The 12375-nt window shown below is 66.2% G+C and carries 11 protein-coding genes; 5 read left to right on the top strand and 6 right to left on the bottom strand.

Annotation, left to right across the window (positions count from 1 at the left end):
- Positions 1–3: 3 nt before the first annotated feature.
- From uppS to rpsB, 5 genes are all read right to left on the bottom strand, one after another.
- Positions 4–738, bottom strand: a complete 735-nt coding sequence (uppS, locus tag ASG75_RS06325) for a polyprenyl diphosphate synthase (RefSeq protein WP_056386736.1) — start codon at positions 736–738, stop codon at positions 4–6.
- A gap of 17 nt (positions 739–755) precedes the next feature.
- Positions 756–1313, bottom strand: coding sequence for a ribosome recycling factor (gene frr / locus ASG75_RS06320; RefSeq protein WP_056386734.1), 558 nt, complete (start codon positions 1311–1313; stop codon positions 756–758).
- A 72-nt stretch (positions 1314–1385) separates the two neighbouring features.
- Positions 1386–2108 (bottom strand): UMP kinase, encoded by a 723-nt coding sequence (pyrH, locus tag ASG75_RS06315; RefSeq protein WP_056386732.1) that lies wholly within the window; start codon positions 2106–2108, stop codon positions 1386–1388.
- Positions 2109–2326: 218 nt separating this feature from the next.
- Positions 2327–3208, bottom strand: coding sequence for a translation elongation factor Ts (tsf, locus tag ASG75_RS06310; RefSeq protein ID WP_056386729.1), 882 nt, complete (start codon positions 3206–3208; stop codon positions 2327–2329).
- A gap of 100 nt (positions 3209–3308) precedes the next feature.
- Positions 3309–4181 carry a 30S ribosomal protein S2 gene (gene rpsB / locus ASG75_RS06305; RefSeq protein WP_056386728.1) on the bottom strand — a complete coding sequence of 291 codons (873 nt, stop codon included), beginning with the start codon at positions 4179–4181 and terminating at the stop codon, positions 3309–3311.
- A 309-nt stretch (positions 4182–4490) separates the two neighbouring features.
- On the opposite strand from rpsB, the gene map reads away from it, so the two are divergent.
- The 3 genes from map (at position 4491) to ASG75_RS06290 (ending at position 8480) form a co-directional block, all read left to right on the top strand.
- The gene (gene map, locus ASG75_RS06300; protein ID WP_056386726.1) at positions 4491–5255 is read left to right on the top strand and encodes a type I methionyl aminopeptidase; all 765 of its coding nucleotides are present in this window, start codon (positions 4491–4493) and stop codon (positions 5253–5255) included.
- 68 nt (positions 5256–5323) lie between these two features.
- Complete coding sequence (gene glnD, locus ASG75_RS06295; protein ID WP_056386724.1) at positions 5324–7969, top strand: [protein-PII] uridylyltransferase; 2646 nt, start codon at positions 5324–5326, stop codon at positions 7967–7969.
- Between the two features lie 61 nt (positions 7970–8030).
- Positions 8031–8480 (top strand): CopD family protein, encoded by a 450-nt coding sequence (locus ASG75_RS06290; protein WP_056386722.1) that lies wholly within the window; start codon positions 8031–8033, stop codon positions 8478–8480.
- A gap of 1 nt (position 8481) precedes the next feature.
- Here ASG75_RS06290 and ASG75_RS06285 read toward each other — a convergent pair whose 3' ends face one another.
- Positions 8482–9489, bottom strand: a complete 1008-nt coding sequence (locus tag ASG75_RS06285) for an NAD-dependent epimerase (protein WP_056386720.1) — start codon at positions 9487–9489, stop codon at positions 8482–8484.
- A gap of 248 nt (positions 9490–9737) precedes the next feature.
- Between ASG75_RS06285 and thrS the strand changes: the two genes are divergently transcribed.
- Both thrS and infC read left to right on the top strand, forming a co-directional pair.
- Positions 9738–11639: a threonine--tRNA ligase gene (thrS, locus tag ASG75_RS06280; RefSeq protein WP_056386718.1), complete on the top strand. Its 1902-nt coding sequence runs from the start codon at positions 9738–9740 to the stop codon at positions 11637–11639.
- A gap of 44 nt (positions 11640–11683) precedes the next feature.
- Positions 11684–12208: a translation initiation factor IF-3 gene (gene infC / locus ASG75_RS06275; RefSeq protein WP_327213305.1), complete on the top strand. Its 525-nt coding sequence runs from the start codon at positions 11684–11686 to the stop codon at positions 12206–12208.
- Positions 12209–12375 lie beyond the last annotated feature (167 nt).

Genomic DNA, 12375 nt, shown 5'->3' with positions numbered 1-12375 from the left:
CCTCTACGAAGCGGTGGCGACCTGCTCGCCGGTACGGCCATAACGGCGCTCCCGGCGGGCATAGTCTTCGATGGCCCGACGCAGGCAGGCCTGGTCGAAATCGGGCCACAAGGTGTCGGTAAAGTACAGTTCGGCGTACGCAACCTGCCACAACAGGAAGTTGCTGATGCGGCATTCGCCGCCGGTGCGGATGAACAGGTCCAGCGGCGGCAGTTCGGCCAGGCTCATCCACCGGGCCAGCCGGGCCTCGTTGATCTCGTCCGCGCGCAGTTCGCCGCGCGCCACTGCGGCGGCGGCCTGGCGGCTGGCCTGCACGATGTCCCAGCGGCCGCCGTAGCTCACCGCGATGTTCACCTGCAGCTTATCGTTGCCGGCGGTGCGGAGCATCGCGGCCTGCATGCGTTCGCGCAGCGCCTCGTCGAACGCGGCCAGATCGCCGATGAAGCGCAGGCGCACGCCGTGGCCGTGCAGTTCGTCCACTTCCTTGTCCAGCGCGCGCACGAACAACCCCATCAGCGCGCCGACTTCGTCCTGCGGGCGCTGCCAGTTTTCGCTGGAGAAGGCGAACAGGGTTAGTGCCTGCACACCCTCGCGCAGGCATGCCTCGATCACTTCGCGCACGGCCTTGCGGCCGGCGTTGTGGCCGAAACTGCGCGGACGGTGACGGGCCTTGGCCCAGCGGCCGTTGCCGTCCATCACGATGGCGATATGGCGCGGAACGGCCTCGGCGCCGGGCATGATGGGCGCGATGGCGCTCAGAGCGCCATCAGCTCCTCTTCCTTCGCCTTGACCACGGCGTCGACGTCCTTCACCGCGCGATCGGTGAGCTTCTGGATATCGTCGTCGATGCGGCGATCGTCGTCCTCGGTGATGAGCTTTTCCTTGAGCAGGTCCTTGACCTGCTGCAGGGCGTCGCGGCGCACGTTGCGGATCGCGATCTTGGCGTTCTCGCCCTCGTGGCCGACGTGCTTGGCCAGCTCCTTGCGGCGCTCCTCGGTGAGCGCAGGCATGTTCAGGCGGATCACGGTGCCGGCGGTGGTCGGCGTGATGCCCAGGTCGGAGGCCATCAGCGCCTTCTCGATCGGCGCCACCATGGTCTTTTCCCACGGCGTGATGAGGATCGTGCGCGAGTCGGACAGCGCCACCGAGGCGACCTGGGTCAGCGGCATGTCCGAACCGTAGTAGGCGACCTTGATGCCGTCCACCAGCGCCGTGCTGGCACGGCCGGTGCGGATGCGGGTGAGGTCGTGCTTGAGTGATTCGATGCTCTTGCCCATGCGGGTCTGGGCGTCGTTCTTGATGTCGTTGAGCATGTGGCGCTTCCCGGTGAATCTGGCAACGTTCGATTATAGCAGTGGCGGGGAACGGGGCTTGCTGCGGCGCGGTCAGCCGCCGTCGACCAGGGTGCCGATCGACTCGCCGCGCATGATCCGCATCAGGTTGCCGGGCGCGGTCATGTCGTAGATGCGCAGCGGCATCTGCTGGTCGCGGCACAGCGCGATCGCGGCGGTATCCATCACCGCCAGCTTGCGCTCGATCACGTCGTCGTAGCCGAGCCGGTCGTAACGGGTGGCGTTGGCGTGCTTGGCCGGGTCGGCGGTGTATACACCGTCGACCTTGGTCGCCTTCAGCAGCAGGTCGGCGCCGATCTCCACCGCGCGCAGCGCGGCGGCCGAATCGGTGGTGAAGAACGGGTTGCCGGTGCCTGCGGCGAACAGCACGATGCGGCCCTTCTCGATGTGGCGGATCGCGCGGCGACGGATGTAATCCTCGGCCACGTCGTGGATCTGGATCGCGCTGGTCACGCGCGCAAAGCCGCCGCGTTTCTCGATCGCATCCTGCATCGCCAGCGCATTCATCACGGTGGCCAGCATGCCCATGTGATCGCCGGTGACCCGGTCCATGCCGGCAGCGGCGAGGCCGGCGCCGCGGAAGATGTTGCCGCCGCCGATCACGATGCCGATCTGCACGCCGGCCTTCTGCACCTCGATGATCTCGTCGGCGAGTCGGCCGATCACCTTCGGGTCGATGCCGTAATCGGCCTCGCCCATCAGCGCTTCACCGGAGAGCTTGAGCAGGATGCGGCGGTACTTGGGCTGGTCGCTCATGGATTCTCCGGATTGTGTGGGGCAAACCGCCATATTGTAGCGGAGTGCTAGGGGGGGGGACGAGGAGTGAGTGGAAGGGAGTGAGAAATGAGAGTGTGCGCCGTCAGGCTCCGGTCATAAAAGAAAAGGACCGTGGTTTCCCACGGTCCTTGGTTCGAAGCGTTGCTTTTTCCAACAGTCCGGCCACGGATGGCCGGTTTGCCAGTCAGGGACGACTGTTACCTCAGACCGGCCTGCTTCATCACTTCGGCGGCGAAGTCCTCTTCCACCTTCTCGATGCCTTCGCCGACGGCCAGGCGGGCCACCGAGACGACGTCGGCGCCTTCCTTCTTCAGCGCCTCGGCCACCGTCACGTTGGTGTCCAGTACGTAGGGCTGGCCGAGCAGGGTCACTTCGGACACGATCTTGTGGATCTTGCCGGAGATGATCTTCTCCAGGATCTCGGCCGGCTTGGCCTTTTCCTTGTCGGACATCAGGCTCAGCGCGATCTCTTTTTCCTTGGCCAGGAATTCGGCCGGCACGTCTTCGGCGCGGATGTGCGCCGGGTTCATCGCCGCCACGTGCATCGCGATGCCCTTGGCCAGCTCCTCGGAGCCGCCCTTGAGCGCCACCAGCACGCCGATGCGGCCGCCGTGGATGTAGCTGCCGATCACGCCGTTGCTCTCGACGCGGGCCAGGCGGCGCACGTCGATCTTCTCGCCGATGGTGGCGATCAGCGTCTTGGCGGCCTCTTCCACGTTGGCGGCGCCCGGATAGGCGGCAGCCTTCAGCGCGTCGATGTCGGCGGCGCCGGAGTTCAGCGCGACGTCGGCGACGGTGTCGCTGAACTTCAGGAAGCTGGCGTCCTTGGCGACGAAGTCGGTCTCGCAGTTGATCTCGACCAGCACGGCCTTGCCGGCGGCCTGGGCGGTCACGATGCGGCCTTCGGCGGCGACGCGGCTGGCCTTCTTGTCAGCCTTGGCCAGGCCGGACTTGCGCAGCCATTCCATCGCGGCGTCGATGTCGCCGTTGTTCTCGACCAGCGCCTTCTTGCATTCCATCATGCCGGCGCCGGACCGCTCGCGCAGCTCCTTGACCAGTTGGGCGGAAATATTGCTCATCGGTAGTCCTCTAATGCTTGGATGCGCGGTGACGGCTGGGCGTCACCGCGCGGTTATCGCGTGCGGATGCGACGGCGGTGGTGAACCGCCGTCGTCGCGCTTACTTGGCGGCAGGCGCGCCGTCGTTGCGCGGGCCGCGGCCGCCGTCACGGCCGCCGTCGCGGCGCGGGGCGCTCTTGCGCGGGGCAGCGTCGCGGCGCGGGGCCGGCTTGCGATCGATCTTGGCGACCGGGTTGCCTTCCTCGTCCAGCTCGACGAAGTCGTTCGCGTCGCCCTGGGCGGCGGCCGGCGCGGCAGCCTTGCCTTCGAGGATCGAGTCGGCGGCGGCACGGGCGTACAGCTGGATCGCGCGGATCGCGTCGTCGTTGCCCGGGATGGCGTAGTCGACCAGTTCTGGGTTGTAGTTGGTGTCGACCACGGCGATCACCGGGATGCCGAGCTTCTTGGCTTCCTGCACGGCGATGTCTTCGTGGCCGATGTCGATCACGAACAGCGCGTCGGGCAGACGGTTCATGTCCTTGATGCCGCCCAGCGAGGCCTGCAGCTTGTCGCGCTCGCGGCGACGGGCCAGCACTTCGTGCTTGACCAGCTTCTCGAAGCTGCCGTCGGTCTCGGCCGCTTCCAGCTCCTTCAGGCGCGACACCGACTGCTTCACGGTGCGGAAGTTGGTCAGCATGCCGCCGAGCCAGCGCGAGGTGACGAACGGCATGCCGGCGCGGGCGGCCTCTTCGGCGAGCGGCTCGCGGGCCGAACGCTTGGTGCCGACGAACAGGATGGTGCCGCGCTTCTGCGCCAGCGCCGACAGAAAATTCATCGCGTCGGTGAACAGCGGCAGGGTCTTTTCAAGGTTGATGATGTGGATCTTGCCGCGGGCGCCGAAGATGTACGGGGCCATCTTGGGGTTCCAGTAACGGGTCTGGTGACCGAAATGGACGCCGGCTTCGAGCATCTGACGCATGGTGACTTGTGCCATGGGTGTAACTCCTTGCATGGGCCTTTGAAAGGCCTGGGGGTTGGGACCTCCACGCATCCCCGGCTTCGACCGCGACTGGCCCGATTCTTTTGGTGGGCAAGCCGCAGCACCCCGAAGGCGGTGCCGATACGTGTGTGGCGTTGGTTTGGGTGTTGTACCGCTGAGGGTTACAATCCCGGTTCGCTTTGCGCCGGCCGACACCGAAACGGATACGTCAGCCCTGCAAAACTCCGAAATTGTAGCCGGTACGCCGGCGGTGCGGCAAGTTGCTGGATTTCAAGGACTTCTGCCGCCCTATGAGTGGAACACATGGCCATTACCCTGAAATCCCCCGAAGACCTCGAAGGCATGCGCGTCGCCGGCAAGCTGGCCGCCGAAGTGCTGGCGATGCTCAAGGAGTACGTCAAGCCCGGCGTCACCACCGAGGAGTTGGACCGGCGCGCCTACGAGCACATCGTCAACGTGCAGAAGGCGATCCCCGCCAACGTCGGCTACCACGGCTTCCCCAAGACCCTGTGCACCTCGGTCAACCACGTGATCTGCCATGGCATTCCGAACGAAGGCAAGGTGCTCAAGGACGGCGACATCGTCAACCTCGACGTCACCGTGATCAAGGACGGCTGGCACGGCGACACCAGCCGCATGTACATCGCCGGCACGCCGTCGGTGCTGGCCAAGCGGCTGGTCGACACCACCTTCGAGGCGATGATGTGCGGCATCCAGGCGGTGCGCCCGGGCGCCACCCTGGGCGACGTCGGCCATGCGATCCAGCAGCACGCCGAGGCGGCCGGTTTCTCGGTGGTGCGCGAGTACTGCGGCCACGGCATCGGCAAGGTCTACCACGACGAACCGCAGGTGCTGCACTACGGCAAGCCCGGCACCGGCATCGAGCTGAAGAAGGGCATGACCTTCACCGTCGAGCCGATGATCAACGCCGGCAAGCCGCAGACCCGCCAATTGCCGGACGGCTGGACCGTGGTGACCAAGGACCACTCGCTGTCGGCGCAATGGGAGCACACGCTGGTGGTGACCGACGACGGCTTCGAGATCCTCACGCCCTGGCCTGACGTGTGATCGTGTGAGGATAGGGCGCGTCTGGCGCATCACCTCAAGCTTTCGCTAGTTAGGAGAGTCGCCCAGTCATGTCGTTGACCCATCCTGTCGCCTTGCCGCCGTTGCCGCGACTGCCGGTGGCGGTGCCGCGTTCGGGTGTCTCCGTCGAGGCACGACAGGCCTTGCGGCAGTTGTTGGGCGACGTCGACCGCGCGCTGGCCACCGCGTTTCGCGATGGCGCCGACGCCAGCGCGCTGGCGCGGCGCCGGGGCGAGTCGGTGGCGCGCATCGTGGCGCACGTATGGATGGCCTGCCTCGGCGACGTGGTCGGAGCGGCGCTGTTCGCGGTCGGCGGCTTCGGCCGCGGCCTGCTGTTTCCGTACTCGGACGTGGATCTGCTGGCCCTGGTGCAGGCGCCGGAGCCGGCGCGCCTGCGCGCGCTGGAGCAGTTCTTCGCCACGCTGTGGGACGTCGGCCTGAAGGTCGGCCATGCGGTGCGCGATCCCGCGCAGTGCCGCGCGCTGGCCGCGCAGGACGCCAGCGTGTTCACCAGCCTGCTGGACGCGCACCGGCTGGCCGGCGACCCGGCGTCCGATGCGCGGCTGCGGGCCATCGTCGAAGATCCGGCGCTGTGGCCGCCACAGGCATACCTGGCCGCCCGGTTGGCCGAGCGCAACGCGCGGCATGCCCGCTTCGACGACACCGCCTATAACCTCGAACCGAACCTCAAGGATGGCCCTGGCGGTCTGCGCACACTCGATTCGCTGCGCTGGATGGGGCGGCGGCTGGCGCATGCGAACGACTTGCCCGACATGGTGGTCGAGGGTTTGCTCGACCCCGCCGAGCAAGCCGCGCTGGAGCAGTCCGAGGCCGTCCTGCGCCGCTACCGCTACGCGTTGCACCTGGAGGCGGGCCGGGCCGAGGAACGGCTGCTGTTCGACTACCAGCGCGCGCTGGCCGCGCGGCTGGGCTTTGAGGACGAGCACGAGAAAAACCTCGGCGTCGAACAGTTCATGCAGGGCTATTACCGCGCCGCCAGCCAGGTCGAGCGGCTCGGCGTGCAGGTGGCCGAACGCTTCGAGGAGATGCTGGAGTTGCCCGGCGAAGCGGTGCCCGTAGGCGCCGACTTCATCCGCTATGGCAAGCGTCTGGCGGCGCGCGACCCGCAGCTGTTCATGCATCGGCCGGCGGCCCTGGTGGAGATCTTCATGGTCCGGATGGACCAGCCCGGCGTGCTCGGCTTCAGCGCCGACACCATGCGCCGCATCCACCAGGCCACCGCCGTGCATGGCGATGCGCTGGCCGACGACCGCGAGGTGCTGACCGTCTTCCTGCAACTGCTGCGTCGTGGCGCGCCGGCAGTGGAGGCGCTGTGGCGGATGAACCGGCACGGCCTGCTGGCGGCGATCCTGCCTGCGTTCGGTCAGGTGTTCGGGCGCATGCAGTACGACCTGTTCCATGTCTACACGGTCGACGAACACACCTTGCGCGTGCTGCGCAATCTGGCCCGTTTTGCCGACCCGGCGGCGCAGCGCGAATTTCCGCTGGGTTGCGAAATCTGGGCCGGCCTGCCCGCGCCGGAGGTGCTGCTGCTGGCGGGGTTGTTCCACGACATCGCCAAGGGCCGCGGCGGCGACCACTCGGTGCTGGGCGAGCAAGATGCGCGCGCCTTCTGCACCCGGCTGGGCCTGCCGCCCGGCGATGTCGAGCGGGTGGCCTGGCTGGTGCGCTGGCACCTGCTGATGAGCACCACCGCGCAGCGCCAGGACATCACCGACCCGGACGTGGTGCACCGGTTTGCGGAAGTCGTCGGCAATCGCGAGCGGCTCGGCCAGCTGTACCTGCTGACCATCGCCGACATCATCGGCACCAGCCCGCGGCTGTGGAACGGCTGGAAGGACCGCTTGCTGGCCGATCTGTACACCAGCACCCGTTACGCCTTGCGCAGCGACGTGGAACTGCCGCGCGACATCGGCGTGCGCGTGCACGAGTGTTCCGAATACGCGCTGGCGCTGCTGCTGAACGAAGGCCATGCCGAGGCCGACGTGATGCGCGTGTGGGCCGACTTTCCCCAACTCAGCTTCCTGCGGCATCGGCCCGAGCAGATCGCCTGGCAGACCACGGCGATCCTGCGCGCGCAGGGGGCGCTGCCGCTGGTGGCGGTGCATCCGCTGTCGGTGCGTGGCAGCACCGAGCTGTTCGTCTACACGCCCGATCGCGACGGCCTGTTCGCCACGGTGACTGCGGTACTGGACCGGCTGCGCTTCTCGGTGATGGAGTCGCGCATCCTCAGCTCACCGACCGGGATGGCGCTGGACACCTTCCTGCTGCTCGACGCGGACAGCCAGCAGCCGGTGAGCGCGGCGCGTGCGGAGGAACTGCAGCAGCGGTTGCAGCGCGCGCTGGCGCAATCGGCCGGCGTGCAGCCGAGCAAACGCGGCATGTCGCGCCACCAGAAGCATTTCCAGATGACCCCGAAGATCAGCTTCCACGCCGCCGGCGACCGCACCCAACTGGCCCTGGTCGGCACCGACCGCCCCGGCTTGCTGGCCGCGGTGGCGCAGGTGATGCTGGCCACCGAGGTGCGCGTGCACGACGCACGCATCGCCACCTTCGGCGAGCGGGTGGAGGATTTTTTCCAGCTCACCGACCGCCACGACGCGCCGCTCGACGCGGATCGGCAGGAGCGGTTGCTGCAGGCCTTGCTGGAGCGGATCGGGCCGGCGCGGGATTGACCGCCGGCCCCCGCGCTATCATCGCGACCGCTGCGTGCCGCAGCGGCCACATGTCTTTGCCATGACCTATCTGCTGATCAAGTCGCTGCACCTGCTGTTCGTCATCGCCTGGATGGCCACGGTGTTCTACCTGCCGCGGATCCTGGTGAACCTGGCTGAAGCGGCGAACGAGCCGGCGGTGCTGGCGCGGCTGCAATTGATGGGGCGGCGGCTGTACAAGTTCGGCCACAACATGTTCGGCATCGCGTTCCTGTTCGGGCTGACCCTGTGGCAAGGCTGGCGGGTATTTCCGCAGACGTTGCCGAACGTCACCGCCGGCACGCACTGGATCGATGCCAAGCTGACCTTTGTGGCCGTGCTGCTGGCCTACTTCATCTGGGCCGGGCGCATGCTCAAGCGCAGCGGGAAGGGCGGCGCGCTGCCATCCTCGCGCACGCTGCGCTGGCTCAACGAGCTGCCGGTGCTGCTGTTGCTGGGGGTGATCTGGCTGGTGATCGCCAAGCCGTTTTGAGTCAGTTGTGGTGGTACCCGCGGTACCACTCGACGAAGCGCGCCACCCCATCCTCGATTGAGGTATGCGGCGCGTAGCCCACGTCGCGGCGCAGTGCCGACACGTCGGCCCAGGTGTCCGGCACGTCGCCCGGTTGCATCGGCAGCAGGCGTTTCTCGACCGTGCGGCCGAAGTTCTGTTCCAGCAGTTCGATGAAGCGCAGCAGTTGCACCGGCTGGTCGTTGCCGAGGTTGTAGACGCGGTACGGCGCGTTCGAGGTGCCGGGGTTCGGCCGCTCAGCGTCGTACGCCGGATCGGCTTCGGCCGGATGGTCGAGCGCGCGGATCACGCCTTCGACGATGTCGTCGATATAGGTGAAGTCGCGGCTGTGGTGACCGAAGTTGAACACGTCGATCGGTTCGCCGCGGCTGATCCGGTCGGCGAACAGCATTGGCGACATGTCCGGCCGGCCCCACGGCCCGTACACGGTGAAGAAGCGCAGGCCGGTGGTGGGCAGGCCGTATAGATGGCTGTAGGTATGCGCCATCAACTCGTTCGCCTTCTTGCTGGCGGCGTATAGGCTGACCGGGTGGTCGACCGCGTCCTCCACCGCGAACGGCAGCTTGCGGTTGGCGCCGTAGACCGAGCTGGACGAGGCGTAGACCAGATGCTCCACGCCGCCGTGGCGGCAGGCCTCGAGGATGTTGACGAAGCCGACCAGGTTGCTCGCCACGTAGGCCTGCGGGTTTTGCAGCGAATAACGCACGCCGGCCTGTGCAGCGAGGTTCACCACGCGCTGCGGCTTGAACGTGGCGAATGCGCGATTCACTGCGTCGGCGTCGGCCAAGTCGGCGCGCTGATGGGTGTAGTTCGGATGATCGGCGAAGCGCGCCAGGCGGGCTTCCTTCAACGCCGGATCGTAGTAGCTGTTGTGGTTGTCGTAGCCATGGACCACGTCGCCGCGCGCCAGCAGGCGCTGCGCCAGGGCGGCGCCGATGAAGCCGGCGGTGCCGGTAACCAGGATGCGCATGGAGTGTCCTCGGAAGATCGCGGGCATTCTACCGCCCGAGCACCGCCGGTAAGGCCGCACCGGGTGAGGATTGACAGGCAATCTGGGCTAAACTAGCGTTTCGATATCGCCCAAGACCAAGGTGGCCCGCGCTTGCGCCGGCCGAGTGTGCGACATGGCAACTACCCGCTTCCACGACTGACCGCCACCACGCCTTCGTTTACAAAAAAAGGGCGTCATGCCCTTTTTTGCTTTCCAGAGAAGCTCCCATGATTGAAGTTACACTACCCGACGGCAGCAAGCGGCCGTTCGATCATCCCGTCACCGTGCAGGACGTGGCCGCCTCGATTGGCGCCGGCCTGGCCAAGGCAACGCTGGCCGGCAAGGTCGACGGCAAGCTGGTCGACGCCAGCTTCCCGATCGAGCACGACGCCAGCCTGCAGATCGTCACCGAGAAAAGCCCCGAGGCGCTGGAAATCCTGCGCCACTCCACTGCGCACTTGATGGGCCAGGCGGTGCAACGGCTGTTTCCGGGCGCGCAGGTCACGATCGGCCCGGTGATCGAGAACGGCTTCTACTACGACTTCGCCTACGAGCGTCCGTTCACTCCGGACGACCTGCCGAAGATCGAGGCGGAGATGCACAAGCTGGTCGCCGAGCAATTGCCGGTGACGCGCAGCGTGAAGTCGCGCGACGAGGCGGTGGCGTTCTTCCGCGGCCTGGGCGAGAGCTACAAGGCCGAGATCATCGAGGGCATTCCGGCCAACGAGGATCTGTCGCTGTACTCGCAAGGCGAGTTCACCGACCTGTGCCGCGGCCCGCACGTGCCGAACACCGGCAAGCTGCACTCCTTCAAGCTGATGAAGGTGGCCGGCGCGTATTGGCGCGGCGATTCCAACAACGCGATGCTCAGCCGCATCTACGGCACTGCCTGGCTCAACGACAAGGATCTGAAGGCTTACCTGTACCAACTGGAGGAGGCCGAGAAGCGCGACCACCGCAAGATCGGCAAGCAGCTCGACCTGTTCCACCAGCAGGAAGAAAGCCCCGGCATGGTGTTCTGGCACCCGAACGGCTGGGCGATCTGGCAGCAGGTCGAGCAGTACATGCGCGGCGTGTACAAGAAGAGCGGCTACCAGGAAGTGCGCTGCCCGATGGTGCTGGACGTGTCGCTGTGGAAGAAGTCCGGGCACTGGGACAACTACGCCGAGAACATGTTCTTTACCGAGTCGGAGAAGCATACCTTCGCGCTGAAGCCGATGAATTGCCCGGGCCACGTGCAGGTGTTCAATACCGGCCTGCGCAGCTACCGCGAGCTGCCGATCCGCTACGGCGAGTTCGGCGGCTGCCACCGCAACGAACCGTCCGGTGCGCTGCACGGCATCATGCGCGTGCGTGCGTTCACCCAGGACGACGGCCACATCTTCTGCACGCCGGAGCAGGTCGAGGAGGAAGTCACCGCGTTCCACCTGCAGGCGATGAAGGTGTATGCCGACTTCGGCTTCACCGACCTGGCGATCAAGCTGGCACTGCGACCGGACAAGCGCATCGGTTCCGACGAATTCTGGGATCGCACCGAGGAAATGCTGCGCCGCGCGCTGCGCGCCGCCGGCGTGGAATGGGAGGAATTGCCGGGCGAGGGCGCGTTCTACGCTCCCAAGATCGAGTACCACCTGAAGGATTCGATCGGCCGCGCCTGGCAGGTCGGCACCATGCAGGTCGATTTCATGATGCCCGAGCGCCTGGGCGCCGAGTACGTGGACGAGCACTCGCAGAAGCAGCATCCGGTGATGCTGCACCGGGCCATCGTGGGCTCGATGGAGCGTTTCATCGGCATCCTGATCGAGCACCACGCCGGCCTGCTGCCGGCCTGGCTGGCCCCGGTGCAGGCAGTGGTGCTCAATATCACCGATGCGCAGGCCGATTACGTTCGTGAAGTGACGCAAGCCCTTGTCGACAAAGGTTTCCGGGTACAATCGGATTTGCGCAACGAGAAAGTCGGCTATAAAATCCGCGAACATACGATGCAGAAAGTGCCTTATCTTCTCGTGATCGGTGATCGCGAGAAGGAAACGGGTGCCGTTTCTGTGCGTACCCGTTCCGGCGAGGACCTGGGCAGCATGCCGCTGGCCAGCTTCGTCGAACGACTGGAGACCGAAATCCGGCGCTGAGCGCCGGGCGGTCTGTTTCATTACTTCTTCTGGAGGATCGTGGTATCGCTACCACCGACAACAAGGGCAATCGTCGTAACCTGGAAATCCGCGTGCCGCGTGTGCGCGTGATTGGCGCTGACTCGGAACAGCTGGGCATTCTCAGTCGTGACGAGGCGCTCAGCCTGGCGCAGGAAGCAGGCATGGATCTGGTCGAGATCCAGCCGAACGGCGACCCGCCGGTCTGCCGCATCATGGATTACGGCAAGTTCAAGTTCGAAGCCCAGAAGAAGGCGCAGGCCGCCAAGAAGAAGCAGAAGCAGGTCGAGATCAAGGAAGTGAAGTTCCGCCCGGTCACGGACGTGGGCGACTACCAGATCAAGCTGCGCAACATGCTCCGCTTCCTGGAAGAGGGCGACAAGGTCAAGGTCACCATCCGCTTCCGCGGCCGCGAGATGTCGCATCAGGACCTGGGCCAGAACCTGGCCAAGAAGATCCAGGAAGACGTCGGCGAGAACGGCCAGATCGAGTCGTTCCCGCGGCTGGAAGGGCGCCAGATGGTCATGATGATCGGCCCCAAGAAGAAATAAGCCGCCACGACACCTTCGGGTGTCGTTGTGTAGGGGCGCACCCTGTGTGCGATGGCTCCGGGGCTTCAATCCAGGAGCCATCGCGCACAGGGTGCGCCCCTACTGGCATCAGCGCCATGAACTCCGTATAATCGCCGGTTCGACCCGCCTGGATGGGTCGTGCACCG

The sequence above is a fragment of the Rhodanobacter sp. Soil772 genome, from assembly GCF_001428385.1.
In the GTDB taxonomy this organism is placed as follows: domain Bacteria; phylum Pseudomonadota; class Gammaproteobacteria; order Xanthomonadales; family Rhodanobacteraceae; genus Rhodanobacter.
This window is presented reverse-complemented; position numbering and strand designations above follow the sequence as displayed.